General features: G+C 61.5%; 23 protein-coding genes and 1 pseudogene. 13 read left to right on the top strand and 11 right to left on the bottom strand.

Going from position 1 to position 25,000, the window contains the following annotated elements:
* The first annotated feature begins 27 nt into the window (after positions 1–27).
* A complete protein-coding gene (locus RNA01_RS03415) occupies positions 28–1,221 on the top strand; it encodes an MFS transporter (protein WP_147178549.1) in 1,194 nt (397 codons plus the stop codon).
* A gap of 95 nt (positions 1,222–1,316) precedes the next feature.
* Here RNA01_RS03415 and RNA01_RS03410 read toward each other — a convergent pair whose 3' ends face one another.
* Together RNA01_RS03410 and RNA01_RS03405 are read right to left on the bottom strand one after the other, a co-directional pair.
* Positions 1,317–1,934 (bottom strand): transglutaminase-like cysteine peptidase, encoded by a 618-nt coding sequence (locus tag RNA01_RS03410; protein WP_147178548.1) that lies wholly within the window; start codon positions 1,932–1,934, stop codon positions 1,317–1,319.
* 148 nt (positions 1,935–2,082) lie between these two features.
* Positions 2,083–2,889, bottom strand: coding sequence for an alpha/beta hydrolase (locus RNA01_RS03405; RefSeq protein ID WP_147178547.1), 807 nt, complete (start codon positions 2,887–2,889; stop codon positions 2,083–2,085).
* Positions 2,890–3,069: 180 nt separating this feature from the next.
* On the opposite strand from RNA01_RS03405, the gene infC reads away from it, so the two are divergent.
* The 6 genes from infC to RNA01_RS03375 all read left to right on the top strand — a co-directional run bounded on the left by infC (position 3,070) and on the right by RNA01_RS03375 (position 9,772).
* A complete protein-coding gene (gene infC, locus RNA01_RS03400) occupies positions 3,070–3,606 on the top strand; it encodes a translation initiation factor IF-3 (RefSeq protein ID WP_147178546.1) in 537 nt (178 codons plus the stop codon).
* 209 nt (positions 3,607–3,815) lie between these two features.
* Positions 3,816–4,019, top strand: a complete 204-nt coding sequence (gene rpmI, locus RNA01_RS03395) for a 50S ribosomal protein L35 (RefSeq protein WP_147178545.1) — start codon at positions 3,816–3,818, stop codon at positions 4,017–4,019.
* 39 nt (positions 4,020–4,058) lie between these two features.
* Complete coding sequence (gene rplT, locus RNA01_RS03390) at positions 4,059–4,463, top strand: 50S ribosomal protein L20 (protein ID WP_147178544.1); 405 nt, start codon at positions 4,059–4,061, stop codon at positions 4,461–4,463.
* A gap of 133 nt (positions 4,464–4,596) precedes the next feature.
* Complete coding sequence (gene pheS, locus RNA01_RS03385; RefSeq protein WP_147178543.1) at positions 4,597–5,682, top strand: phenylalanine--tRNA ligase subunit alpha; 1,086 nt, start codon at positions 4,597–4,599, stop codon at positions 5,680–5,682.
* Between the two features lie 13 nt (positions 5,683–5,695).
* Entirely contained in the window at positions 5,696–8,119 is a 2,424-nt protein-coding gene (gene pheT, locus RNA01_RS03380) for a phenylalanine--tRNA ligase subunit beta (protein ID WP_147178542.1), read from the top strand.
* Positions 8,120–8,308: 189 nt separating this feature from the next.
* Complete coding sequence (locus RNA01_RS03375; protein WP_147178541.1) at positions 8,309–9,772, top strand: sensor domain-containing diguanylate cyclase; 1,464 nt, start codon at positions 8,309–8,311, stop codon at positions 9,770–9,772.
* Between the two features lie 144 nt (positions 9,773–9,916).
* Here RNA01_RS03375 and RNA01_RS03370 read toward each other — a convergent pair whose 3' ends face one another.
* Positions 9,917–10,915, bottom strand: a complete 999-nt coding sequence (locus RNA01_RS03370; RefSeq protein WP_147178540.1) for an aldo/keto reductase — start codon at positions 10,913–10,915, stop codon at positions 9,917–9,919.
* Positions 10,916–11,071: 156 nt separating this feature from the next.
* On the opposite strand from RNA01_RS03370, the gene RNA01_RS03365 reads away from it, so the two are divergent.
* A complete protein-coding gene (locus tag RNA01_RS03365) occupies positions 11,072–11,962 on the top strand; it encodes a LysR family transcriptional regulator (protein ID WP_147178539.1) in 891 nt (296 codons plus the stop codon).
* Here the strand turns inward: RNA01_RS03365 and RNA01_RS03360 are convergent, their stop codons facing one another.
* From RNA01_RS03360 to RNA01_RS03345, 4 genes are all read right to left on the bottom strand, one after another.
* Positions 11,963–12,409, bottom strand: a complete 447-nt coding sequence (locus tag RNA01_RS03360; RefSeq protein ID WP_147178538.1) for a GNAT family N-acetyltransferase — start codon at positions 12,407–12,409, stop codon at positions 11,963–11,965.
* Positions 12,410–12,416: 7 nt separating this feature from the next.
* The gene (locus RNA01_RS03355; RefSeq protein ID WP_147178537.1) at positions 12,417–13,367 is read right to left on the bottom strand and encodes an aldo/keto reductase; all 951 of its coding nucleotides are present in this window, start codon (positions 13,365–13,367) and stop codon (positions 12,417–12,419) included.
* A gap of 87 nt (positions 13,368–13,454) precedes the next feature.
* Entirely contained in the window at positions 13,455–14,453 is a 999-nt protein-coding gene (locus tag RNA01_RS03350; protein ID WP_147178536.1) for a GlxA family transcriptional regulator, read from the bottom strand.
* The gene (locus RNA01_RS03345) at positions 14,450–15,010 is read right to left on the bottom strand and encodes a cysteine hydrolase family protein (RefSeq protein WP_147178535.1); all 561 of its coding nucleotides are present in this window, start codon (positions 15,008–15,010) and stop codon (positions 14,450–14,452) included. Before RNA01_RS03345 ends, RNA01_RS03350 begins: the two co-directional genes overlap by 4 nt.
* Positions 15,011–15,210: 200 nt before the next feature.
* Between RNA01_RS03345 and RNA01_RS03340 the strand changes: the two genes are divergently transcribed.
* On the top strand, positions 15,211–16,200 hold the full coding sequence (locus RNA01_RS03340; protein WP_147178534.1) for a Gfo/Idh/MocA family protein: 990 nt from the start codon (positions 15,211–15,213) through the stop codon (positions 16,198–16,200).
* Between the two features lie 9 nt (positions 16,201–16,209).
* Here the strand turns inward: RNA01_RS03340 and RNA01_RS03335 are convergent, their stop codons facing one another.
* Together RNA01_RS03335 and RNA01_RS03330 are read right to left on the bottom strand one after the other, a co-directional pair.
* Positions 16,210–16,584 carry a GtrA family protein gene (locus tag RNA01_RS03335; RefSeq protein ID WP_147178533.1) on the bottom strand — a complete coding sequence of 125 codons (375 nt, stop codon included), beginning with the start codon at positions 16,582–16,584 and terminating at the stop codon, positions 16,210–16,212.
* Entirely contained in the window at positions 16,581–17,585 is a 1,005-nt protein-coding gene (locus tag RNA01_RS03330) for a glycosyltransferase (protein ID WP_147178532.1), read from the bottom strand. Before RNA01_RS03330 ends, RNA01_RS03335 begins: the two co-directional genes overlap by 4 nt.
* Before the next feature lie 161 nt (positions 17,586–17,746).
* Here RNA01_RS03330 and RNA01_RS03325 point away from each other — a divergent pair, with 161 nt between their 5' ends.
* Entirely contained in the window at positions 17,747–19,576 is a 1,830-nt protein-coding gene (locus RNA01_RS03325; RefSeq protein WP_235916382.1) for a hypothetical protein, read from the top strand.
* 127 nt (positions 19,577–19,703) lie between these two features.
* On the top strand, positions 19,704–21,320 hold the full coding sequence (gene xseA / locus RNA01_RS03320) for an exodeoxyribonuclease VII large subunit (RefSeq protein WP_147178530.1): 1,617 nt from the start codon (positions 19,704–19,706) through the stop codon (positions 21,318–21,320).
* 79 nt (positions 21,321–21,399) lie between these two features.
* On the opposite strand, the gene RNA01_RS03315 is transcribed toward xseA, so the two are convergent.
* Entirely contained in the window at positions 21,400–21,897 is a 498-nt protein-coding gene (locus tag RNA01_RS03315) for a MarR family winged helix-turn-helix transcriptional regulator (RefSeq protein WP_147178529.1), read from the bottom strand.
* A gap of 84 nt (positions 21,898–21,981) precedes the next feature.
* Between RNA01_RS03315 and RNA01_RS03310 the strand changes: the two are divergent.
* A pseudogene (locus RNA01_RS03310) lies at positions 21,982–22,898 on the top strand (EamA family transporter).
* A gap of 99 nt (positions 22,899–22,997) precedes the next feature.
* Positions 22,998–23,342: a hypothetical protein gene (locus RNA01_RS03305; protein ID WP_147178528.1), complete on the top strand. Its 345-nt coding sequence runs from the start codon at positions 22,998–23,000 to the stop codon at positions 23,340–23,342.
* A gap of 60 nt (positions 23,343–23,402) precedes the next feature.
* Here RNA01_RS03305 and RNA01_RS03300 read toward each other — a convergent pair whose 3' ends face one another.
* Positions 23,403–24,653, bottom strand: a complete 1,251-nt coding sequence (locus RNA01_RS03300) for an aminopeptidase (RefSeq protein WP_147178527.1) — start codon at positions 24,651–24,653, stop codon at positions 23,403–23,405.
* Positions 24,654–25,000: the final 347 nt, after the last annotated feature.

Here is a 25,000-nt window from a genome sequence, read left to right as displayed (position 1 = left end):
CAACACGAATAGCGTAGCGGCGTCATCATGAAAGCTCTCCCCTCGACCCTCGGTCTGGGCGTCTCAATGACCATCGGTTACGGGACGCTCTACTATTCCTTCTCCGTACTTGCGCCCGAAATCGCCCGCGAATTCGGCTGGTCGCAGAGCTTTGTGTTCGCCGTCTTTTCTGTCGGCCTGCTGGGTGGCGCCGTTTCTGCGCCGATCATCGGACGGCTGGTCGATCATTACGGCGCACGCCCGGTTCTTGCCTTCGGATCGATCTTCGCCGCCGCAGCCCTTGCCTTGCTCTCCAAGGTCGAGAACGGCTGGCAATTCGCGATGGTTACCCTGATGGCGGAATTCGTCTCGATTGCCGTGCAATACGATGCCGGCTTCGCCGCCCTCGCACAGCGTTATGGCCAGGAGGCACGGAGCCAGATCACCGTAGTGACGCTGGTGGCGGGGTTCGCCTCGACCGTGTTCTGGCCGCTCATCCAGTGGCTGCTGACGATGATGACCTGGCGGGATGTCTATCTGGTGCTTGCGGCACTCAATCTGGCGCTGGCGCTTCCTGTCCACGCGCTCTGGCCGTCCTATCGGCGTGAGATCGCCGGTGCCGAACAGGGGGCGAGCGATACCGCCCGGGCCGAAAGTCCGAGCCGACGGACGCAGCTTGTCCTCATGGCGGTCAGCCTGTCGGCAGGCGGCTTCGTGCTCTCGGCAATGGGTGCCTCGCTGCTGGTGCTGCTAGGCGATGCCGGTTACACGCCTGCGATCGCCACGCTGGCCGGCAGTCTCATTGGTCCCTCTCAGGTGGGCGCTCGCGTGATGGAATATGTGCGAAGAGGCGTGCTTTCGCCGCCCGTAACCGGGCTGATCGCCACCGGGGCCATTTTCCTTGCGCTGTCGCTGCTCTTTGCTGCAGCACTCGTACCCGCCGTCGCCGTCGCGCTCGCGTTCGCCGTATTCTTCGGCATTGGCCAAGGGCTGACCTCGATTATCCGCGGCGTCCTGCCGCTCCACTATTTCGGCGCGGCCGGCTATGGCCGGACGATGGGGACGCTGTCGGGAATTCGCATGGTGCTGTCGGCCGCCGCTCCGGTGACGATCATCTTCGTCAATGAGCAACTGGGTGTGGCCGCCGCGATTGGTTGTCTGCTGGTAATGGGGACTGTCGGCCTTGTCGCGATGATCGGGCTTTCGCGCCTGCCGTCGCTGCCCACCGACGCGCAGCGCTAGTGTTTCCATTACGTTTCAGGCGCACCAAGGCTACTCTGGCGCATCGCTCCGGACGAAGAATGATCGTTTTCTGCCTGATACGCTAGGGTACGACCTTATTTGAGGGCGCCGACCATGACATCGGTCGTGCCGTTCTCGATTGTTACCCAGCGACCGGTATCGAAGCTCGCCTGGCGCTTGAGGTAGGTGTAGGGCGTCTGGGTCCAGAGTTCGACCTGGTCATTGAGGTTGTCGAGAATAAAATCGCCCTGTGCACTGCGCAGTGTCAGCACCGCATGGCCTTCGCCATCCGGCTTGCGCACCACGGTGATCAGCAGGTCTGTGGCCGAGAAACCTGCTTCCATCAGCTTCTTGCGCTTCAGCAGGACGAAGTCTTCGCAATCGCCGGCGTCAACTGGATAGGCCCAAACCTCCTCGCGGCCATAGGCCTCGGCATCGGTCACAGGTATGATCGTGGAATTGACGGTCTGGTTGATGCCGCGCACCACATCCCAGCCGTGCGGGGTGAGCCGGGGCAGGGCGGCCGGCTTGCTCTTGATGCTGCATTCGTCACGGTGAAGACGGCAGAACTCGTAATGACCGATTGGCTGCGAGGTGACGCTGCCGGTGGTCATCGATAGTTGCGATCTGGGCGCCGTATACGCGGTGCCGGCCGGCGCTGACACGCCAAGCAAGACAACCAGCGCGGCAAGCGCGCGCGACCCGTTCATCATGAACCCGTCCTCTTAATCCTTAACAAAACGTTAAGGTCCAAGCGGGCTTGGAGTCAATCGCGGTGCCGGCGCAGCGTTAGTGATTTGTCAACTATGGTTAAGATGCCACAGCGCGTATTGGATCCTGTAGCCGTCGTCGACCACGGGCCTAGCCACACATGGCGAGGATTGCTGTCTTCATCCGCTCAATATCCTCGAGGCGAGACAAGCGATGATCGCCGTCGCGCACAAGGGTCAGTACGACATCGTCGGCCGGCAGGAACTCGATGAGCTTGAGCGCGTGGGTATAGGGAACGTCGGGGTCGATCATGCCCTGCAGGATATGTATCGGGCAGCCGGTTTCGATGATGCCCGTCATTACCCGGTTTTGCCGCCCGTCCTCAATCAGGGCGCGAGTGAAGATGTTCGGCTCCGGGCTGTATTCCGACGGCTCCTCGAAATAGCCTTGCTCAGCAAGCGAGGTGCGTTCCGCCTCGGAAAGATTCGGTTCTATGAGCTCGGCGGTGAAATCCGGCGCCGGCGCGATTAGCACCATGCCGGCCAGCCGAGGTCCCCCGCCTCGACGGGCCAATTCCTGCGCGAGGCGCAAGGCGATCCAGCCACCCATTGACGAGCCGACGAGCACGACGCTTTCGGGGCGGACGTGATCGAGCACCGCGAGTGCTTCCTCCAACCAGCGGCTGATTGTGCCCTGGGCGAATTCGCCGCCGGAGGCGCCGTGACCTGAATAGTCGAAACGGATTGCGGCCAGCCCCTTTTTGGCGGCAAGCGCATCGAGTTCGACCGCCTTGGTGCCGGTCATGTCGGAGCGGTATCCGCCGAGCCAGACGAGCGTCGGCTTGTCTGTCGCAGTGCCTGGGGCGGCTTGTCGCAGCAGGAGGGCGATCTGGCGAGCGTCGGCCCCTTGCCCGACTGTGATCTCATCGGCGAGCGGTGTGGAATGGATCGAGGTCATGGCAGGCTCCCTTGGCTATGCCGCCTGGTAAAACAGATTCGCGAAGTGACGGACAGCAGGTGATTTTCGATCTGAAGCGTGTTATTGACTTATAAAACGGCAATAGACAAATAGCCTTTGCGCGCGAGATGGCGCGTCAGGGCGTTGCTGTATTGTGCAACTGTTTAGGAGAATACGACCATTCGCAGACCTTTCAAAGCCGAAGCCCCCACCAAGGAAGGGCCGCGCTCCAATCGGGAAATCCGGATTCCCCGGGTCCAGCTCATCAATGACGAAGGCCAGAACCTAGGTATCGTGCCGACGGACGAGGCTATCAGAATGGCGGAAGAGGTGGGTCTCGACCTCGTCGAGATTTCGCCCAATGCCGAGCCGCCGGTCTGCAAGATCCTGGACCTGGGCAAGCTGAAATTCGCCAATCAGAAGAAGGCGGCCGAAGCGCGCAGGAAGCAGAAGATCGTCGAGGTCAAGGAAATTAAGATGCGTCCCAATATCGACACCCATGATTATGAGGTGAAGATGAAGGCCATGAACCGCTTCTTCGAAGAGGGTGACAAGGTCAAAGTGACGCTCAAGTTTCGTGGCCGTGAAATGGCCCACCAGGAGCTTGGTATGAAGCTCTTGCTGCAGGTCAAGGAAGATACCGTCGCCATCGCCAAGGTCGAGGCCGAGCCGAAGCTCGAAGGTCGGCAGATGATGATGGTGCTCGCACCGAAGTGAAGTCAGGCTGATCGGCCTTTGCTGCTGTGCCGTCCACTGGGCGGCATTTGCATTTTGGTCGATCGCGTCGAACCCCCGTTGCGCTTTTATCCATCTGCGGTTATAAGCGCGCGTCCGAACGGTCCGGCAGGGCATGCCGTGGCCGTTCTTTATGCTTGAAAACGGGCGTCGTCTGTCCGTTCTCGATACAAGAAAAATGGAGTAGCAAAATGCCCAAGATGAAGACGAAATCCTCCGCCAAAAAGCGGTTCAAGATCACTGCCACCGGCAAAGTCCTCGCGGCTGCCGCCGGCAAGCGTCACGGCATGATCAAACGGTCCAACAAGTTCATCCGCGATGCACGCGGCACGATGGTTCTCGCCGAAGCTGACGGCAAGAAGGTCATCAAGAACTACCTGCCGAACGGTCTCTGAGACCCCTTCGCTTTTTGGATCATCTAAGGAGATCATGACATGGCACGCGTAAAACGTGGCGTAACTTCCCGCGCCAAGCACAACAAGGTATTCAAGGCAGCCAAGGGCTTCTACGGCCGCCGCAAGAACACGATCCGCGCAGCAAAGGCAGCTGTTGATCGTTCGAAGGCATTCGCCTATCGCGACCGCAAGGTCAACAAGCGCAACTTCCGCGCTCTGTGGATCCAGCGTATCAACGCTGCTGTTCGCGAACACGGCTTGACCTACGGCCGCTTCATCGACGGCCTGAACAAGGCTGGCATCGAAGTTGACCGCAAGGTTCTCTCCGACATGGCCATCCATGAGCCGGAAGCCTTCGGCTCCCTGGTTGCTGCCGCCAAGAAGGCGCTGGCCTACCTCAAGGACGCCGGTACGGCCAACGAGTTTGAAAGCGCGGTCAAGTAAGCCAGCGCTTCCCAAGCTTTTGTAAAAAGATATTGTTGGGAAACCCGCGCTGGCAGGGCTAGCGCGGGTTTTTCATTTTGTCGTCATGCCGCGGCTTTACTGCCGACGGAGGTTCTAGAGGCAGGAAACGGACATGTCCGATCTCGACAGTTTGAAAATGGCGCTTCTCGCCGACATCGCCGCAGCCGACACCGAAGCGGATATCGAGGCGGTTCGTGTCGCAGCGCTTGGCAAGAAGGGGTCGGTCTCCGAACTCCTCAAGACGCTGGGCTCGATGACGCCGGAAGAGCGCCAGACGCGCGGCGCAGCGATCAATGCGTTGAAGATTGATGTCACGGAGAAGATCGCCGCACGCAAGACCGAGCTGAAGGACGCCGCCATCACCGCTCGGCTGAAGGCCGAGACCGTTGATGTCTCACTGCCCGTCCGCTCCTCGCCCGCCGAACGCGGCCGTATCCATCCGATTAGCCAGATCGTCGACGAGATCACCGCGATCTTCGCCGATATGGGATTCTCGATCGCCGAAGGTCCAGATATCGAGACCGATTACTATAATTTCACCGCGCTGAATTTCCCCGAGGGCCATCCGGCCCGCGAGATGCACGACACCTTCTTCCTAGAGCCCGATGACAACGGTGAGCGCAAGGTTCTGCGAACCCATACTTCGCCGGTGCAGGTGCGTACCATGGAGGCTCAGAAGCCGCCGATCCGCATCGTCATTCCCGGCAAGACCTATCGTCAGGACAGCGACGCGACCCATTCGCCGATGTTCCATCAGGTTGAAGGCCTGGTGATCGACAAGACGGCGAATGTCGGCCATCTGCGCTGGGTCCTTGAGGAATTCTGCAAGGCCTTCTTCGAGGTCGACAATGTCGTGATGCGCTTCCGCCCCTCCTTCTTTCCCTTCACGGAGCCGAGCTTCGAGGTCGACATCCAGTGCGACCGCTCCTCCGGCCCGATCGTCAAGTTCGGCGAAGGCTCCGACTGGATGGAAATTCTTGGCTGCGGCATGGTTCATCCGAACGTGCTGCGCGCTGGCGGTCTCGATCCGGACGAGTACCAGGGTTTTGCTTGGGGCATGGGGCTCGACCGTATCGCCATGCTGAAATACGGCATGCCGGACCTGCGCGATTTCTTCAATGCCGATGTGCGCTGGATGAGCCATTACGGCTTCCGCCCGCTCGATGTGCCGACCCTGTTCGGCGGTTTGAGCGCGTAAGGAGGAAAGACAAATGAAATTCACACTCTCTTGGCTCAAGGATCACTTGGAAACCGACGCCACGCTCGACGAGATTTGCGAGCGGCTGACCGCGATCGGCCTCGAGGTCGAGGACGTCGACGACAAGGCTGCCTACAAACCCTTCGTCATCGCCAAGATCCTCACCGCTGAAAAGCACCCCGAAGCCGACCGGCTGAAGGTTCTCACCGTCGATGCCGGTGACGGCAAGTCGGTGCAGATCGTCTGCGGTGCGCCGAATGCGCGCGCTGGGCTGATCGGCGCGCTCGCCCGGCCCGGCACCTATGTTCCGGGCATCGATGTCACGCTTGCCGTTGGCAAGATCCGCGGCGTCGAAAGCCACGGCATGATGTGCTCCGAAAAGGAGCTCAACATGTCGGACAACCACGACGGCATCATCGACTTGCCCGAGGACGCGCCGGTTGGAGCGCCTTTCGCCTCCTATGCCGGCCTCGACGATCCGGTCATCGAGATCAATCTGACGCCGAACCGTCCCGATTGCACGAGCGTCTTCGGCATTGCTCGCGATCTCGCTGCCTCCGGCCTGGGCAAGCTCAGGCAGCCGAAGGCGCCCGAGTTCAAGACCGATGGCGAAACGCCGATCGAAGTGAAGATCGTGCTCGACGACGAGAAGCTCTGCCCGGGCTTCGCCTATCGCCTGGTGCGCGGCGTGAAGAACGGGCCGAGCCCGCGCTGGATGCAGCAGCGGCTGCTGGCCATCGGCCTTCGTCCGATCTCGGCGCTGGTCGACGTCACCAACTATATGACCTTCGATCAGGGGCGTCCGATGCACGTCTTCGACGCCCAGAAAGTCAAGGGCGCGCTGATCGTTCGTCGTGCCCGCGAGGGTGAGGAAATCCTGGCGCTCGACACCCGTACCTACAAGCTCAACCCGACCAACGTCATCATCGCCGACGACAATGGTCCGGAATCGATCGGCGGCATCATGGGTGGTGAGCACTCGGGCTGCGACGAGAATACCACCGAGGTGCTGATCGAATCCGCCTTGTGGGATCCGATCAACATCGCCAAGACTGGTCGCAGCCAGGGCATCATCACCGATGCGCGCTACCGTTTCGAGCGTGGCGTCGACCCGGAATACATGATGCCCGGTCTCGAGCGCACCACCGAACTGGTGCTTTCGATGTGCGGCGGCACAGCCGCTAAGGCCAAAGTCGTCGGCTACAAGGGTTTTGACCGCAAGGTCGTCGACTTCCCCTTCTCGGAAGTGAAGCGCCTGACTGGCCTGACCGTTTCGAATGACGAGGCGCGCCAGATCCTAACCGGCCTCGGCTTCGAGGTGTCCGGCGATGGCGAGACCGTTTCTGTCGCGGTTCCCTCCTGGCGTCCGGACGTCGACGGCAAGGCCGATCTAGTTGAAGAAGTCATGCGCGTTCATGGCGTTGACAATATCAGACCCGCGCCGCTCGCACCGATCGGTTCCGTCAACGGTAAAATTCTCACCCCGTTGCAGATCCGTACCCGCACCGCCAAGCGGGCGCTGGCCTCGCGCGGCATGCTGGAGGCCGTCACCTGGTCCTTCATCTCTGAAGAACAAGCCAAGTTGTTTGGCGGCGGAAGCCGAGCGCTGAAGCTCGCAAACCCGATCGCCGCCGACATGTCGGACATGCGCCCCTCGTTGCTGCCGGGCCTTCTCTCTGCCGCCCAACGCAATGTTGACCGCGGCTTCGGCGATGTCGCGATCTTCGAAGTTTCCGGCACTTATGAGAGCGACAAGCCCGAAGGCCAGCGGCGCGTGGCCGGCGGCATCCGTCGCGGCACGGCCTCGCTCGCTGGCGCCGGCCGCATGTGGTCGAACACGACGAAGGGCGGCGGCAAGCCGGTCGACGTCTATGACGCCAAGGCCGATGCGCTTGCCGTCCTGGAGGCCTGCGGCCTGCCTATGTCGAATGTCCAGGTCGAGCAGGGTGGTCCGGCCTGGTATCATCCGGGCCGTTCCGGCACGATCAAAATGGGCCCGAAGGTGGTGATCGGCCATTTCGGCGAATTCCATCCGAAGACCCTTGAGGCGCTCGACGTGTCTGGTGTCCTTTGTGGCTTCGAGGTCTATGTCGACGCCATGCCGGAGCCGAAGAAGAAAGCCACACGCACCAAGCCAGCGCTAGATCTCTCACCCTTCCAGATGGTCAAGCGCGACTTTGCCTTCGTCGTCGGGAAGACGGTTGAGGCCGGTGCGATCATCAAGGCGGCGACAAGCGCCGACCGCAAGCTGATTACCGGCGTCAACGTCTTCGACATCTTTGAGGGCGCTTCCGTCGGCGAGGGCAAGAAATCGGTGGCCATCGAAGTGCTGATCCAGCCGGTCGACAAGACGCTGACCGATGACGACTTCGACGCGCTGACCAAGAAGATCGTTGGCAATGTCGAAAAGACCACCGGTGGGACGCTCAGGGCCTGATTGTTGGTGCATATAAGGGCGGCTGATCACCGCCCTTATCTTTATCTATCCACGATGTTTTGGGTGTTTTGCTGCATTTCGTAGTTAGCTTTCATAAGGAGACGGTTAACTATTGACGCATAACTTGTTGGCAAATCGCGCCCGCCAAAGATTGTTTGGCAGATCCAACTTTCAGCTAGGCCGTATTTGATGACTGGTTCCCTGGACGCCGATATTTTTGAACTCGCGCCGACCGCGATGTGGATCGAGGATTTCAGCGGCGTAAAGGCGCAGTTTGATAACTGGCGCGCGGCCGGTGTCAGCGACATTCGCTCCTTCTTGAAAGAAGACCTCGCACGCGTTGCCGAATGCTCGTCAAGAATTCGGATCTTGCGGGTCAACCCCAAGACGCTGGAGCTGTTCGAGGCAACCTCCATAGAACACCTTACGGCCAATCTCGAAAAGATCTTCCGTGACGACATGCTGGAGACCCATGTAAACGAACTGGCGGAATTGTGGGATGGGAAGACAGAATTCACCGGCAGTGCCGTGAACTATACGGTGTCGGGCCAAAGGCTGGACATCCAGCTGCGCGGCTCTGTCATGCCCGGATACGAAGCATCCCTCGGTCGCCTTTTGATTACGACCGAGAACGTTACCGAGCGGGAAGAGGCAAGGCGCGCCGAACTGGAAAACCGGCGCTACGCTGAAGGCGTTTTTGAACACTCCCCGGTTTCGCTTTGGATCGAGGACTTCAGTGGCATCCACAGCCTGATAGAGGAGGTTCGGGCGCGTGGGATTGTTGATTTTCGCGTGTTCACGGATGTCCATCCGGAATTCGTGCGCCAGTGCATGGCGGAGATACGGGTGCTCGACGTTAACACGGCGACCCTGGATCTCTTCGGTGCGCCCGACCGGCAGACACTCTTGCTGAACCAGAGTGAGATCTTTCGCGGTGAAATGGAAAAGCCTTTTCGCGAGCAACTTATCGATCTCTGGGAAGGCCGATTGTATCATAGCCGCGAAGTGGTGAACTATGCGCTCGATGGCTCGGTGCGGCATATCCTTCTCAATTTCGCGGTGTTTCCCGGACACGAGGCGGATTGGTCGCGTGTACAGGTCGCCTTGACCGATATAACAGCGCGCAAGAAGGCCGAGGCCTACCTCGAATACCTTGGCAAGCATGATGTCTTAACCAAACTCCATAACCGCGCGTTCTATACGGATGAACTCAACCGATTGGAGCGAAAGTCGCTGCGCCCCGTGTCGGCGATCGTGATCGATCTCAACGGCTTGAAAGAGGCGAATGATCAGCTCGGCCACGATGCGGGCGACGCTCTCTTGAGGCGGTTTGGCGAAGTCCTGAACAGTGCTGTAACGACGCCCAACCATGCGACCCGCATTGGCGGCGACGAATTTGCGGTGCTGATGCCGGGGGCGGATCGCAACGCTGCGCACGCTATGGTCGAAACCATAATCGAGCTTTTGAAAATCAACAATCAGTTCTATTCCGATGCGCCGCTTAGTATCGCTCTTGGCACGGCAACCAGCGAGCCTGGCGAGAGTATGGAATCGATGATCAAGCGGGCCGACGACCTGATGTATGAGAACAAGCGGGCATATTATGCCACCACGCCAACAGCGCCGGGCGGAAAATGGGGCGCTGGTCAGTAAATACGGATCCAGCATTGCCGTGGAGCGCGCCCCGTTGCTTTCTGCTGATGATGCAGCGGGGAGACCGGATCGGTTGAAGACCGCGAGAATGTGATATTCCGCGGTCCTCAATACGAGGAAAATGCAGGCCTGCCTGGATCGCGGTTACTTGCCCGCCATCTTCGCCATGCGCTCTGGGTAACGGCCACCGGCGACTTTCTTGGGTGACAGCAGATCGCCGAGCTTTGTGACCTCCTCAGGGGTCAGCCCGACGTCGGCCGCGGCGACATTGGTCTCAAGATTTCCGATCTTGGTGGTTCCGGGGATCGGTACGATGAAAGCGCCTTGTGCCAGCACCCAGGCGAGCGCCAGTTGTCCCGCCGTAACGCCTTTCTCCGCCGCCATCTGTTCAAGCAGCGAGACAAGCGCCAGGTTCACGTCGAAATTCTCCGCCTCGAAACGCGGCAGCGTGCGGCGGAAGTCATCCGCGGCAAGACCATCGAGCTTCTTCAGCGCGCCGGTCAGGACGCCGCGCCCAAGCGGGCTGAAGGGTACGAAACCGATACCGAGCTCGCGGCAGGTATCGAGAACGCCGTTTTCCTCCGGATCGCGGGTCCACAGCGAATATTCGCTCTGAATGGCGGCGATCGGATGCACGTTGTGGGCGCGGCGGAGCGTTTCGGCGCTGGCTTCCGACAGGCCAAGTGCCTTGACCTTACCCTCACGGACCAGTTCGGCCATGGCTCCCACGGTTTCCTCGATCGGCACCGCCGGATCGACGCGGTGCTGGTAGAAGAGATCGATGACATCCGTATCGAGCCGCTTCAGCGAAGCCTCGGCAACGGCCCGGACATTCTCCGGCCGACCGTCGGTTCCGCTGATCATCTCCGCCGACGACTTGGTCGCGTCGATGCGGAAGCCGAACTTGGTGGCGATCACCACCTTGTCGCGATGCGGCTTAAGTGCCTTGCCGACCAGGATTTCGTTCTTGTAGGGGCCGTAGACCTCGGCCGTGTCGAACAGCGTGACGCCGAGTTCGACAGCGCGGTGAATGGTGGCGATCGAGCCGCTTTCGTCAGTGGATGGGCTGTAGCCGTGGCTCATACCCATACAGCCCAGACCGAGAGCGGAAACGTCGAGGGAGCCGAGTTTGCGATGTTTCATGAGAGTCTTCCTTGAAGCGGAGAGAGATGAAATGAGTGTATCGAATGCCACGGCCGGGCACGAGGCGGGCCGTCTTGGGACAAGGGCAATATAGGTCGTCCATGCCATTCAGATAATCGATGCAAAATAGACAGAGTTGTTCTATTAAATGCAACAATGAATCGGATCCAGTTGTCTCAACTCGCCGTCCTGGCCACCGTCGCCGAGGCCCGCAGTTTCCGCAAGGCCGCTGCCGAACTCGGCATTGCCCCGTCTGCCGTCAGCCATGCTGTCGCCGCTCTCGAGGAGAGTCTCGGCGTCCGGCTTCTGGCGCGCACCACGCGTAGCGTTGCTCCCACCGAAGAAGGGAGGCGTCTGCTTGAGACGTTGGCCCCGGCTCTCTCGGATATTGATACGGCGCTCACGGCTCTTGCCGAGGGCCGCGGGCGTCCCGCCGGACCGCTGCGTATCACCATGCCAATGCTGGCGGCCGAGGACCTGATCATCCCGCGCCTCGGAGCATTCCTCAATGCCTATCCGGAGATCGAGCTCGATGTTGTCACCAACGACCGCTTCGAAGATATTGTCGCGGAGGGCTTCGACGCGGGCCTGAGGCTGGGGGAGCACTTGGAAACCGACATGATCGCGGTTCGGGCGAGTGGCCTGCAGCGTGGTCTGATCGTGGCGTCTCCGGCCTATCTCGCGCAACATGGTCGCCCGCAAGTGCCGGGCGACCTGATCGACCACCGCTGTATCCGGCGGCGGTTTTCGAGTGGTCGGATTTATCGCTGGGAACTGGAAAAGGCAGGCAAGATGCTCGCGGTCGACGTGCGCGGGCCGTTGGTCCTATCCGACCAGCGACTAATGCGCCGCGCCGCCATCGACGGGGTGGGGCTTGCCTATCTGTTCGACGCCAAGGTCGACGAGGACGTTCGCGAAGGGAGGCTGATCCCCGTGCTTGAGGACTGGTGCCCGCCCTTCGAAGGCTTCTTCATCTACTACCCCTCGCGCCGGCAGATGCGGTCAGCGTTGAGGGCGTTCATCGACTTCTTCAAAGTCAGTGGCTGATCACTTGAGTGGCAGCCTGTAGCGTACATGCCCATCTTCTTTGGCATAGGTGTCGTAGAGTTTGCGGGCCTTGGCATTGTCGCGGTCAGTGTGCCAGTAGAGGCGCGACCAGCCGTTCCGTTTGGCAAGCTCGATCAGGTCGTCGATCAGCGCCCGGCCAAGGCCCTGGCCGCGGAATTTCTCGTCGAGATAGAGATCCTCCAGATAACAGTCGGGCGTCAGCGCCCAGGTGGAATCGTGGAAGTGATGGATGGCGAAGCCCGCCATGTCGCCATCGACGAAGGCAACGCGCATGGCGACCCGGGACGAGGGATCAAGAACGCGCGCCCAAGTATGATCGGTGATCTCCGGAGGCAGGTCAACATGATAGAAGGTAAGGTAGCTGGCCCATAGCTGGCGCCACGCGGCTTCGTCTGCAGGCTCAGCGTCGCGAATTTCGATGGTCATGGCTCGCTTACGCTCCCGCTTCGGTGAGTAGCGCCATCTGCGCTGGGGAGAGCTCAAGTTTGCCGGCCGAGATCAGGCTGTCAAGCTGGCGAAGACTGGTGGCGGAGGCGATCGGCGCGGTGATGCCCGGACGCGCGGCGACCCAGGCGATGGCGACGGTTGCAGGCGTGGTACCGGTCTCGGCGGCGACCTTGTCGAGGGCGGCGAGGATCCTCAACCCCTTGTCGTCGAGATAATTGCCGACGCGATAGCTGCGCGCCGCACCCTCTGTGTCCTTCAGGCTGCGATACTTGCCGGTGAGGAAGCCGGCGGCGAGCGCGTAATAGCTGATGACGCCGATCTTTTCCCGCATGCAGAGATCGGCGAGCGGCCCTTCGAACCTGTCGCGGATGTAGAGATTGTATTCCGGCTGCACGACGTCATAGCGCGGCAGGTTGTTTTTCGCTGCCGCGTCGAGCGAAGCCTGTAACTGGTTGGCCTCGTAGTTCGAGCAGCCGATCGCCCGCACCTTGCCCTGCTGCTTGAGCCGGGCAAAGGCCTCCAGCGTCTCCTCGATCGGCACGTCCTCGTCCGGTTTGTGGGCGAGATAGAGATCGATATAGTCGGTGCCGAGCCGCTTCAGCGAGGCCTCGGCCGCTTCCGCGATCCATTTGGCGGAAAGCCCGGTCTTCCGCCCCTGGTTGTCGAAGCCGACCTTGGTGACGATCACCGCCTTGTCGCGGGCGACATGGCCGCGCTTCAGCCATCGGCCGATGATTTCCTCGCTCTCGCCGCCCTTGTGGCCATCGACCCAGGAGGAATAGACGTCGGCCGTGTCGATCGCGTTGTAGCCCGCGTCGAAGAAGGCATCGAGCAGATCGAACGAGGTCTTCTCGTCGGCGGTCCAGCCGAAGACATTACCACCGAAGATGACCGGGGCGATGGAGAGGCCGGTGCGGCCGAGTGTGCGCATCTGCATGGGAAGACTCCCTGTGTTTGAGGCGGAGGCCGGAGATGGCCGGGGACGAGAGGCTGAAGGTTAGCAACTGGGCCGCTGATCGACCACTCAATTTCTTTGATCGGACACTCGGTAATGGCTGGGCGGCAGGGCATTATGTTGCGCCCAGATGCGCCGCAGATGGCGTGGAGAGGAAAAACCAGCACGCTCGGCCACCGTCTCCATGTCGAGGCGGGAATGGGTGAGAATTTCCCGCGCCAGGGTCACGCGCATCAGATTGACGTAAGCCGTGACGGACAGACCCGTGTGATCGCGGAATATCCGGGTCATATGGCGTTCGCTGAGATGGCCGAACTCCGCCAGCTGCGCCAGGCTCCAGTCTCGCGCCGGGTCTCCCATGATCGCGTCCTGGATCCGGTGGATCGCCGGGTGAATGTGGTTGCGGCCGGAGAGCCAAGGAGACAGCTGCGGATCCGAGCCGCTTCGGCGCATATAGACGACCATGGTGCGGGCAATCGACAGCGCGACCGAGGTCGAGGTGAGCTTGGCGACAAGATGCAGCAGCAGGTCAATTCCCGTCGAAATTCCGGCGCTTGAAAAGCGTTCGCCACCCTCGACGAAGAGCCGGTTCTCCAGCACCTGTGCGCCCGGCGCAAGCGTTCGAAGGTCTTCAATGCAATCAGCATGGGTCGTGCAGGCGTGTCCATCGAGTAGCCCGGCAGAGGCGGCCAGCAGGGCGCCCGAGCAGATGGTGACGAGAGTGATGCCGGGCAGGACCGCAGCCCGCAGCCAGCTCGCCAGCTCGGCGCGTTCGCCCCTGACCGCAAGCGGGTCGGGGACATTGCTTATGCTGCCTGAGACGATGACATAGGCGCCCTCGGGCAGTCGTTTCGGGAGCGGCTCTAGGTTGGCAAGCGTCAGCCCGATCGAGGTCGTCTGTTCGCTTCGGGCGGCGACGAAATGGCAGTCGAACAGGATCTCCTCCTGTTCGCTGTTGGCATAGCGCAGCACCTCGACCGGACCGGCGACATCCATCAACAGCGTGTGCGGCGGCAGCACGACATAAACGGGAATGGTCCGGCGGTCGGGGTGGGGGGCGACTGTCATGCGGCAAGCCCGGCCTGGCCGAGCGCCTGTTCGACCGTCGCGATACGGGCAAAGCGGCCGGCAAGCACCAGTTCGGTGCGGATCTTGATGTCGACCGCGCTGAACACCTGGCCCGAGGCATGGGTCATCGGGAAGGTCAGCGTCGCCTCGGTCACGTAGTCGACCGCAAAGCCGAGATCGGCGCCGTGGCGCGTCGTCGTCTCACAGCACTGCTCGGTGCGGATGCCCGAGACGATCAGCCGGCCGATGCCGCGCTGGCGCAGCCAGATTTCGAGCGGCGTGCCGACGAAGGCCGAGTGCCGGGTCTTGTGGATGATGACATCCGGCTCGATGCGGAGTCCGGCGAGCGTCGTGACGAATCCGCTGTCGAGGCGGAACTCCGCATCGTCGTCGGTGTGGAAGATCTGCACGACGGCATGGCCGGCGGCCTTCGCTCCATCGATCAGCGCCTGCTGCTTGGCGAGGAAATCGACGACGTCCTCGTCGCGCCAGTAGGGGCGGTGGCGAAAGGATTCCTGAACGTCGATGACAAGGAGGGCTGTATTGCTTGCGGTCATTTTCTGCATCCTCTGTGTTGATGGGATAGCCGAAAATACCGCATAGGAAAAAGGGAAAAAGTTCTGCACCGGACGGTGAAGGGACGTTTCCGGCCAATCGTGAGCCGTCCCTCAGTCCACCGTGGCTTGGGTTCGTGGCCCGTTGCCAAGCGGCGGATCTCTGACTAGGGTCGCGCGGCAACGTTACAGGAGGAGTCCCCATGCTGCGTTTCGGAATTCTGTCCACGGCCAAGATCGGCCGCGATCTCGTTGTTCCGGCCATGCAGGATGCCGAGAATTGCGTCGTCACCGCCGTTGCCAGCCGCGATCTCACCAAGGCTCGCGCCATGGCCGATCGCTTCTCTGTTCCATATGCCTTCGGCTCCTACGAGGAGATGCTCGCCTCCGACACGATCGATGCCGTCTACATTCCGCTGCCGACCGCGCAGCACGTCGAATGGACGATCAAGGCGGCGGATGCCGGTAAGCATGTGCTGTGCGAAAAGCCGATCGCGCTGAAGGCACTGGACATAGATCAACTGATCGGTGCGCGCGAGCGTAACGGCGTGCTAATCTCCGAAGCGTTCATGGTCGCTTACACGCCGGTATGGCACAAGGTGCGCGCGCTGTTGGCTGACAGGGCGATCGGCAAGTTGCGCCACGTGCAGGGCGTCTTCACCTATTTCAACCGTGATCCCGGTAATATGCGTAATATCCCCGAGCTTGGCGGCGGCGGTCTGCCGGACATCGGCGTTTATCCAACGATCGCAACACGGTTCGCCACCGGCGCCGAGCCGCAGCGCGTTCAGGCCATCATCGAGCGTGATCCGGAATTCGGCACCGACATCTATTCGAGCATCAAGGCCGATTTCGGCAGTTTCGAGCTGAGTTTCTATATCTCAACCCAGATGGCCAACCGTCAGTCCATGGTGTTCCATGGCACAGAAGGCTTCATCGAGGTGCGCTCACCCTTCAATGCCGACCGCTGGGGCGCGGAGGAGGTCGAGCTTTCCAATCAGTCGCACAATCAGTCGCAGGTTTTTCGCTTCCAGGACAGCCGGCAATACCGGCGCGAGGTCGAGGCTTTCGCCAGTGCGGTCCTGAGTGGCGACCATTCGCAGGTGGTCAGCCTCGAAAGTTCGCGCGCCAACCAGCGCTTCATCGACGCGATTTATCGCGCCGGAGAAAAGGATGGTTGGGAAGCTGTCTGAAATCGAACGTTAGCTGCGGAAGACGAACCGCGAATAGCCGAAGAAGGAGAAGGCCATGGCGGCAATCGAGGCGATCACCAGCGCCGCCAGCGGCTGGAGGATCGGCAGTGACACCAGAAGGCCGGCATAGATCAGGTAGTTGACCACGGCTGAGGTGATGCCGACCGAGCCGTAGCGAAAGCCCTCGATCGCAATGGAGCGACGCGACGCGCCAAAGGTGAAAGTGCGGTTGAGATACCAGGTGGCGACGAGGGCCACGGCAATGGCGATGGCGCGGGCGAAAAACGGCCCAAGTGGCGTGCTGGCCAGCAGCAGCCAGAGCATCGCAGCATCGATGACGAACCCCGTCGTGCCGACGATGCCGAAACGCAGCAGCTTCCTCATGCGGCGTCTGCCGTGCGCACCGACTTGCCCTTGCCGCGCGCCGCATCCTTGGCGGACTTGGCATGTGCCAGTGCCGGCAGGGTCAGATAGTGGATGCGCAGCTGTTCGGCGCGCGAGCGGGCGAGTGAATCGAGGATCAGTCCGGCGGTAAAGGCCAGCAGCGACATCATCATCAGTGCAGTCGCGAGGATCCAAGTCGGCATGCGGCTGACGAGGCCGGTGGTAAAGAACTCGTAGAGGACCGGTGTCATGAAGACGAGGCTCGCCGCCATGATCATGCCGCTGATCAGTCCGAAGAAGGCGAAGGGCCGGGTTTCCTTCATCAGCATGGCGAACATCCAGAGGATCTTCGCGCCATCCTTAAAGGTAGAGAGCTTGGAATGTGAGCCTTCGGGCCGGCGACCGTAGTCGAGTTCAAGTTCCGCGACCGGTAGCTTGAGTCGCGAGGCATGGACCGACATCTCCGTCTCGATCTCAAAGCCAGCGGAGACAGCTGGAAAGCTCTTGACGAAGCGGCGGGAGAATACACGGTAACCGGACAGGATGTCAGTGAAGTCACTTCCGAACAGGAAGCGGTAGAGCCTGTTGAACAGCCGGTTTCCGAAGGCGTGACCGTTGCGACCGGCATCGGCATGCACGCCGCGGCGTGTGCCGACGACCATGTCGGTGCGTTCGGTGACGAGGGTGCGGATCAATTCTTCGGCATCGGCGGGCGCATAGGTGCCATCGCCGTCGGCCATGATGTAGACGTCGGCCTCGATGTCGCAGAACATCCGGCGCACCACATGGCCCTTGCCCTGCCGTCGCTCGCGCATGACGGTCGCGCCAGCAAGCATGGCGTTAAGCGCGGTGCCGTCGGTGGAATTGTTGTCGTAGACATAGATACGCGCATGCGGCAACACCTCGCGGAACCCGCGCACCACGGCACCGATCGTTGCGCTTTCGTTGTAGCAGGGCAGAAGAATCGCCACATCGAGATTTTCGGATGCTGACCCGGACATATCGTTACTCACAACTGAAGACATGCCCGACAGAAAACGATGTCCGGCTTGGTTTTACTATTTCTTGAGAAGGTTAAGGCTAGGTTTCGCCCCCGGATGGTAGGCTCTATTTTTGGCGCGGCCGCTATGGGAAGCCTGGAATGGTTGGGACGGAATACGGCATGACCGATCACACAACGAGCGACAAGACGTCTTCCGGGCTCTGGACGCGCCTCTGGTTTGTCGTCGCTTTCTATACCGTGGTGACGATCGTCGTTCTTGCGCTGATCAACCTGCCGGGCGCCACCGATTATGTCGGAGCTGACAATGACGACGTGATGCGGCTCGTCGAGGTGCGTGATCTACTTGCTGGCCAGTCGTGGTTCGACCTGACGCAATATCGCCTCGGCCTCGCGGGCGGCACTCTTATGCATTGGTCGCGCCTGATCGACCTGCCGATCGCCGGACTGATCCTTGCCTTCTCTCAGGTTCTGCCGATTGAGCGTGCCGAGGCCGCTGCGCTTCTGGTCTGGCCGCTGTTCCTGACGCTGCCGCTGCTGAGCGCCGTCGCGATCGGTGCACGCCGCATCGGCGGCGCGCCGGCCATGCCGATCGCGCTTGGCCTTGCCGCGTTGCTCGCTGTGACCTCGAACCGGTTCTTGCCGGGCGCGATCGATCATCACAACGTCCAGCTGGTTCTGGTGGCCCTGATTGCCGCCATGCTTGTTGATCCCCATCGCAAACCGGCGAGCTTCGCCGTTGCCGGTCTGGCTGCTGCAATCGCGGTCACGATCGGTGCCGAGACGTCTCCCTTCGTCGCCATCGCCTGTCTCGTCGTTGCCGTTCTCTGGGCCTTCCACGGCGCGCCCTTCGCCCCGGCGGCGCGCGCCTTTGCGCTGACCGTGACGATCGCCATCTCCGCCTTCTTCTTCGCCACCGTGCCGCCGCACCTCTACACCATGGTCGCCTGCGACAGCCTGTCGATCGGCTACTATGGGATCGTCGCGGTGGGCGGACTGCTGCTCTTCGTGTCGGCACAGTTCGCCAGCCGAGCTTCGCGCCCGATCCGTTTCGCCGTGCTGGCGCTGGACGGTCTGGCTGTGCTTGCGGCCGCTCTTGTGCTGGCGCCGCAATGTCTACAGAACCCGCTTAATGATCTCGATCCGCTGCTAATCAAGCTCTGGCTCGATTCCGTCATGGAGGCGCAGTCGATCCTGGGACAGGTTCGCATTGAGCCGGCGAGCGTTGGCGGCTTCTATGCCGTCGGCTTCTTCGCCATTATGGTCTGCATCTTTCGGATTGCCCAGCGGGACCGGACGGAAACCCACGCCATCCTCCTGCCGCTGATCTTGATCAGTTGGGTGATCGCGCTGATCCAGTTGCGCGGTGCGATTTTCGCCAATCTGCTTTCGATCCTGCCTCTGTCGCTGCTCATCGCCGATCTGCGTCGCAATGCGCGGGAGGATCCAGAAAACATGGGGGCGGGCTTCGTCTTTGTGATGTCGACGCTGTTGGCGGTGCCGAGCGTGTGGATCATGTTCGGCGTATTGGCGACCGAAGGAACCGGCGGCCTTTCGCAACGCATGAAGACGAGTGTGGTGGGTGCGCCGACCGGCGGTGATTGCGAGACGGCCACGGCGATGAGGCAGCTTGCGGCGCTCGCGCCAGCGACGGTGGTCGCGCCATCGAACTCCGGCTCGGAAATCCTGCGTTTTACGTCGCACCGGGTGCTTTCGGCCCCCTATCATCGCAACCAGGGTGGCATGCTGACAGAATTGCACATCGGACTGGCGAAACCCGACGAGGCCGAAGCCTTCCTGCGCGGCGCCGGTGCCACCATCATTGCCTATTGCCGCACCGATGCGCAGACCAAAACGATACGCAACCTGAAGCCGGATGGCCTCTACGCGGCGCTCGAACGCGGCGAGGTGCCGGCCTATCTCGAAGCCCTGCCGCCGGATCCGGCGTCGGGCCTGGTGCTCTATCGAACACGGTTCGCAGCCGGCCAGTGAGCTGGGCGGAGGTCGTCGCCGTCACGGGAGCCAGTCCTGCCGCGTAGTGGTTCGCATGGTGGGGAAACAAGGGGAGAGGATTGCGGGGGCGGCTGAACTTCTGCAGGTTTTGCGCTATTGAAGAGCCATGACCAGTTTCTTCAGCGATGATTCGCGCTCCAATCTCGCCGAGCTCACCGTCTCGGAACTGTCCGGCTCCATCAAGCGCACGATCGAGACCGCTTTCGATCATGTGCGGGTGCGTGGCGAGATCTCCGGTTATCGTGGGCCGCATTCCTCAGGTCACGCCTATTTCAGCCTCAAGGACGACAAATCGCGCATCGATGCTGTGATCTGGAAAGGCTCGTTTTCCAAGCTGAAATATCGGCCGGAAGAGGGCATGGAAGTGATCGCCACCGGTCGGATCACCACCTTTCCCGGCTCGTCGAAATACCAGATCGTCATCGAGCAGATGGAGCCGGCGGGCGCCGGTGCGCTGATGGCGCTGATTGAGGAGCGCAAGCGCAAGCTGGGGGCGGAAGGCCTGTTCGATCCAGCCGCCAAGCAGCTCCTGCCCTTCATGCCGCGGGTGATCGGCGTGGTGACCTCGCCGACCGGCGCGGTCATCCGTGACATCCTGCACCGCATCGCCGACCGCTTTCCGGTCCATGTGCTTGTCTGGCCGGTGAAGGTCCAGGGAGAGGGCTGTGGCGAGGAGGTGGCGAATGCTATCAGCGGCTTCAATGCGCTGGAGCCGGGTGGGGTGATCCCGCGACCCGACGTTCTGGTCGTCGCTCGCGGCGGCGGCAGTCTCGAGGACCTGTGGGGTTTCAACGACGAGGTTGTCGTGCGTGCCGCCGCCGCGAGCGCCATTCCGCTGATTTCGGCCGTTGGCCACGAGACCGACTGGACGCTCATTGACTACGCCGCCGACGTGCGCGCGCCGACGCCGACGGGTGCCGCCGAAATGGCGGTGCCGGTCAAAGCCGATCTGGTGGCCCAGGTGGCAAGCCTCGCGGCACGGCTGTCGGGCGCCACATCGCGGCAGATGGAAATCCGACGCCAGGGTGTGAGGGCGCTGACCCGCGCCTTGCCCTCGCTCGACCAGTTGCTCGCCTTGCCGCGCCGTCGCTTCGATGAGGCCGCAGCCGGGCTTGGTCGGGGCCTCGAGCTCAATACGATGGCCAAGCGCCGAACCTTCGAGCGCTCGGCCTCGGCACTGCGGCCCGACATGCTGGCGCGGCGTATCGGCGAACGGCGCCAGAGGGTGTCCGAGCGGGCGGCGCTGGCCGAGCGTATCATCGAGCGGATGATTGATCGCCTGCGGGCCCGGGTAACCGGTGCCGACGCGGTGCTGCGCAATCTGCCGGCACGCCTGCGCGCCCAGACCGACCGCAGCCGCGACCGGTTGGACGGTCTGATGCGCCGTGCAGACGGCGCTGTTTTGAACGAGTTGAAGACAAACCGCGCGACGCTTTCGGCCCAGGAGCGCATGTTGCAGTCGCTGTCTTACAAGAACGTCTTGCTGCGCGGTTATGCAGTGATCCGCGATGATGCCGATCGTCCGGTTTCGCGCGCTGCGGCACTGGCTGCCGGATCGGCGATCTCGATTGAGTTTGCCGACGGCAAGGTTGCGGCCGTGACTGAGAGCGACGACGGGGAGCCCAGACATCCTGCACCTCAACCGACCGCCGCCAGACCGGCAGCGGCGCCCAAACCGCCAAAAAGAAACGAGCCGCCGGCGGGGCAGGGGAGCTTGTTCTGAGGAATGATCGGCGTTTCTTCCTCGTGTCGACGCGGCCCGTTCCGTCAACGGGTGCGGACGAGGATCAGCGGTCGCTGGATTATTCGAACGCGGTGAGGTGTCGCCGGAGCAGGATGTCGAGCGCCTGGCGCTCCTCCACTGAGAGCGAAGCCATCAGCCGCTCCTGATTGGCGACATGCGCGGTCACAGCCTCGTCCACGAGCGTCAAACCTTTCGGCGTCAATGCCACGAGTAGGCCACGGCGATCCTCCGGGTTGGGCAGTCGCTCGACCAGCCCCTGTTTCTCCAACTGGTCGATACGGTTGGTCATTGTGCCCGAAGTGACCATCATCGTTGCCATCAGCTCGGAAGGCGACAGGCGAAAGGGTGCACCAGAGCGACGCAGTGTCGCCAGGACGTCAAAAGTGGAGCTGTTTAGCCCGTGCGTCGAAAGGACTGCGTCGATTTCCCGCGACAAATGCGTGCGCAGCCGCGCCAGTCGTCCAAGCGGCCCCATGGCAGATACGTCAAGGTCAGGCCGCTCTCGGTTCCATTGCGCGAGAATCTGGTCGACGGCATCGGGGGAGTTCTGAGTCATATCTCACGTTAGCGAATGATTTAACTTGACGTCAAGATAATTGGTGATATTTCGACAAAATACCTTGAAGACAAGATAGTTGAAATGAAGATAAAATCAAACTTTGTTACCATCGCCCTGACGGGGCTAGCGCCGGCGATCTGGGGAAGCACTTATATCGTCACGACGGACCTGCTACCGCAAGGCTATCCGCTGACGGTTGCCATGCTGCGCGCCCTGCCGGCCGGTCTTCTGCTTCTGGCCATCGTGCGACAGCTTCCCCACGGTTGTTGGTGGCCGCGCGTATTCATACTCGGCGGACTGAACTTCACCTTCTTCTGGGCGATGCTGTTCGTCTCGGCCTATCGCCTGCCGGGCGGCGTTGCTGCAACCGTCGGCGCGGTTCAGCCGTTGATCGTCATTGGCCTGGCCCGCCTCGTGATAGGCACCGCGCTGCGTCGGGCTGTGGTGCTGGCGGCCGCCGGCGGACTTGCCGGCGTGGCACTGCTGGTGCTCACGCCGAAGGCGGCGCTCGACCCGTTAGGTGTGTGGTGGCGGGATTGGCCGGTGCCGCGTCCATGGCGGCGGGTACGGTTCTGTCGCGCCATTGGCGTCCGCCTGTCTCCAGTCTGACCTTCACCGCCTGGCAACTGACGGCTGGCGGTATCATGCTGGTGCCGCTGGCGTTTCTGTTGGAGCCTTCGCTACCCACGCTGACGTTCTGGAACTATATCGGTTTCGTTCATTTGGGCTTGATTGGTGGTGCGCTGACCTATCTCCTCTGGTTCTGGGGGCTTTCCCGCCTCGAACCATCGGCCGCAGCCTCGCTCGGGTTTCTCAGCCCGCTGGTGGCGACCTTACTCGGCTGGGCGTTGCTCGGCCAGAGTCTGCCGCCCTTGCAGATGCTCGGCTTCGTAGCGGTGCTCGCCAGCGTGTGGCTGGCGCAACGGGCAGGACTTCCGGCGCCATCTTCCACGGCTCAGCGGTCAAATGCGGAGCGTCCATTTAAACGCCCCATTTGATCCCCTATTTGAAGAGGGAGTGAGCGGCTGTCGCGGGAGCGGTGCACTCCCGCGTTGCAGCGGGCATTTGGCCTCCTGCGCCGGGACAAGGAGCAAGACATGATAAGACGGTTTCTGAATATAGCTTTTGCGGGTCTTTTGCTGGCCCCCGCCATGACGGTACCGGCGATGGCGGGTGAGGCAGAACTGGCGGCCATCCTGTTCGGCCGCAACTATAATGACGGTGTTACAGCCGTCTCCGTCTCGCCAGGGCATGCGGAACGCGGCGCGGGCGGTCCCGCCGGCCCGGCTTATCAGACCCCGGCCCGCATGCGTGCGGCTCAAGCCCAAGTCTCCCGCGATCCGGTCCTTCAGGCGGCGATCGCAAGGCGCAAGATCGCCTTGCACAACGTGATCTGGGTCCAGACCGCCGCCAATGGCGGCAGGATTGTCTATTACCGCTGACGTCGACCAGAGATCTCGTTGATCGGCCCGTCCTGCCTCGGCAGGGCTGGCCGCGTCGGTTCAGGCCCATTCGCCCTTGCGCATCACCGGCACCTTCATGCCGTCGGCGCTTATGCCGTCGATATCGATCTTGTCCGAACCGATCATCCAGTCGATGTGGATGAGCGATGAATTGCCGCCCTGGGCCTTGATCTCGTTGGGCGTCAGCGAGGCGCCGTTTAGGAAGCACTTCGAATAACACTGGCCGAGCGCGATGTGGCACGAGGCGTTCTCATCGAATAGCGTGTTGTAGAACAGGATGCCCGAGGCAGAAATCGGCGACGAATGCGGTACCAACGCCACCTCGCCGAGCCGGCGCGCGCCCTCGTCGGTGTCGAGCACCTTCAGCAGCACCTCTTCGCCCCGGCTGGCTTTGGCCTCAATGATACGCCCGCCTTCGAACCGTACCTGGATATTGTCGATCAGCGTGCCCTGGTGCGAGAGCGGCTTGGTTGAGGAGACGTGTCCCTCAACCTTGAGCGCATGCGGCGTGGTGAAGACTTCCTCGGTCGGAATGTTCGGATTGCAGGTGATGCCGTTCTTTGCGGTCGAGGCGCCGCCGTGCCATTCGTGGCCGTCGGCGAGACCGACGGTCAGATCGGTGCCGGGGCCGGTAAAATGCAGCGCCTGGAAGCGTTCGCCGTTCAGCCAGCTCGACCGCTTGCGCAGCTCCGCATTGTGGGCCACCCAGGCGGCGACCGGGTCGGCGTCGTTGACGCGCGAGGCAGCAAAGATCGCCTCGGCGAGTTTTTCGACAGCCTCGGCGATCGGCAGGTCGGGGAAGACGAGTCTGGCCCAGGATGGGTTGGGATAGGAGCAGATGTTCCAGTTGATGTCGAAGTTGGAGACGTGCTCAAGCGCCGGCTTGTAGGCAATCGAATTGGCCTTGTTGGCGCGCGCCACTTTGGCCGGATCCTGACCTGCAAGCATCATCGGATTGTCGCCAGCGATCGCCAACCGCGCGGCGCCCTTCTCGAAGGCATTGGCCATGCCGTCATAGAGCCAGCCAGGCGCTTGGTCGAAGCTCGCATCGGGCGCATGAGCATAGCGCGCGAGCGTCGTTTCCTCGTCGGCGTAGAAGGTCGTGACGATGCCGGCCCCGGCCTTGTAGGCGTGCTTGGTGATCAGTCGCACGAGCGGGAGGGCGGCAAGCGGCGCCGTCATCACCAGCTCCTGCCCTTCTTGCAGCCGAAGGCCGACCTTGACGGCGACTTCGGCGAGTTTTTCGAGCTTGGCAGGGTCGATGGAGACGGAGAGATCGGGAAGAGTCATGGGGCATTCCTTCGCATGGAAAGATGCACACGTTCGTTCGCAAAGGTGGAAAATGTATAGGCGTTCATTGGATTCATCAGGTGAGTTTCTGCCAAAAATAGTGACGCTCCAGCCGCCTCTATCACACGTGTTTTAGTTGATGTTCTCGCAATAGCGGCTCGGGCTTATAAGCATCCAATGATCAGCAATTATGGGTTGCGGTCTTCCTCGGTATGCTCGATGTATAACACGCGTGCTGCTGCTATTAGCAAAACAGATTGATATATGTTCCAGATAAATGACTTCAGAAGCATGATTAGGTAACTCATCAGGGAAAAGCTCAAGCACAATATAAATCCATAAACGTA

Origin of the sequence: Paenirhizobium naphthalenivorans, assembly GCF_007992095.1 — a bacterium.
Taxonomy (GTDB): Bacteria; Pseudomonadota; Alphaproteobacteria; order Rhizobiales; family Rhizobiaceae; genus Allorhizobium; species Allorhizobium naphthalenivorans.
The sequence above is the reverse complement of the archived record's forward strand: the minus strand, read 5'-3'. Positions and strand labels throughout refer to the sequence as shown.

Excerpts from the sequence above, each read along its gene's own strand:
- RNA01_RS03415 (WP_147178549.1), top strand. The coding sequence starts at position 28 with ATGAAAGCTCTCCCCTCGACCCTCGGTCTGGGCGTCTCAATGACCATC.
- RNA01_RS03410 (WP_147178548.1), bottom strand. The coding sequence starts at position 1,934 with ATGATGAACGGGTCGCGCGCGCTTGCCGCGCTGGTTGTCTTGCTTGGC.
- RNA01_RS03405 (WP_147178547.1), bottom strand. The coding sequence starts at position 2,889 with ATGACCTCGATCCATTCCACACCGCTCGCCGATGAGATCACAGTCGGG.
- rpmI (WP_147178545.1), top strand. The coding sequence starts at position 3,816 with ATGCCCAAGATGAAGACGAAATCCTCCGCCAAAAAGCGGTTCAAGATC.
- rplT (WP_147178544.1), top strand. The coding sequence starts at position 4,059 with ATGGCACGCGTAAAACGTGGCGTAACTTCCCGCGCCAAGCACAACAAG.
- pheS (WP_147178543.1), top strand. The coding sequence starts at position 4,597 with ATGTCCGATCTCGACAGTTTGAAAATGGCGCTTCTCGCCGACATCGCC.
- pheT (WP_147178542.1), top strand. The coding sequence starts at position 5,696 with ATGAAATTCACACTCTCTTGGCTCAAGGATCACTTGGAAACCGACGCC.
- RNA01_RS03375 (WP_147178541.1), top strand. The coding sequence starts at position 8,309 with ATGACTGGTTCCCTGGACGCCGATATTTTTGAACTCGCGCCGACCGCG.
- RNA01_RS03370 (WP_147178540.1), bottom strand. The coding sequence starts at position 10,915 with ATGAAACATCGCAAACTCGGCTCCCTCGACGTTTCCGCTCTCGGTCTG.
- RNA01_RS03365 (WP_147178539.1), top strand. The coding sequence starts at position 11,072 with ATGAATCGGATCCAGTTGTCTCAACTCGCCGTCCTGGCCACCGTCGCC.
- RNA01_RS03360 (WP_147178538.1), bottom strand. The coding sequence starts at position 12,409 with ATGACCATCGAAATTCGCGACGCTGAGCCTGCAGACGAAGCCGCGTGG.
- RNA01_RS03355 (WP_147178537.1), bottom strand. The coding sequence starts at position 13,367 with ATGCAGATGCGCACACTCGGCCGCACCGGCCTCTCCATCGCCCCGGTC.
- RNA01_RS03350 (WP_147178536.1), bottom strand. The coding sequence starts at position 14,453 with ATGACAGTCGCCCCCCACCCCGACCGCCGGACCATTCCCGTTTATGTC.
- RNA01_RS03345 (WP_147178535.1), bottom strand. The coding sequence starts at position 15,010 with ATGACCGCAAGCAATACAGCCCTCCTTGTCATCGACGTTCAGGAATCC.
- RNA01_RS03340 (WP_147178534.1), top strand. The coding sequence starts at position 15,211 with ATGCTGCGTTTCGGAATTCTGTCCACGGCCAAGATCGGCCGCGATCTC.
- RNA01_RS03335 (WP_147178533.1), bottom strand. The coding sequence starts at position 16,584 with ATGAGGAAGCTGCTGCGTTTCGGCATCGTCGGCACGACGGGGTTCGTC.
- RNA01_RS03330 (WP_147178532.1), bottom strand. The coding sequence starts at position 17,585 with ATGTCCGGGTCAGCATCCGAAAATCTCGATGTGGCGATTCTTCTGCCC.
- RNA01_RS03325 (WP_235916382.1), top strand. The coding sequence starts at position 17,747 with ATGACCGATCACACAACGAGCGACAAGACGTCTTCCGGGCTCTGGACG.
- xseA (WP_147178530.1), top strand. The coding sequence starts at position 19,704 with ATGACCAGTTTCTTCAGCGATGATTCGCGCTCCAATCTCGCCGAGCTC.
- RNA01_RS03315 (WP_147178529.1), bottom strand. The coding sequence starts at position 21,897 with ATGACTCAGAACTCCCCCGATGCCGTCGACCAGATTCTCGCGCAATGG.
- RNA01_RS03305 (WP_147178528.1), top strand. The coding sequence starts at position 22,998 with ATGATAAGACGGTTTCTGAATATAGCTTTTGCGGGTCTTTTGCTGGCC.
- RNA01_RS03300 (WP_147178527.1), bottom strand. The coding sequence starts at position 24,653 with ATGACTCTTCCCGATCTCTCCGTCTCCATCGACCCTGCCAAGCTCGAA.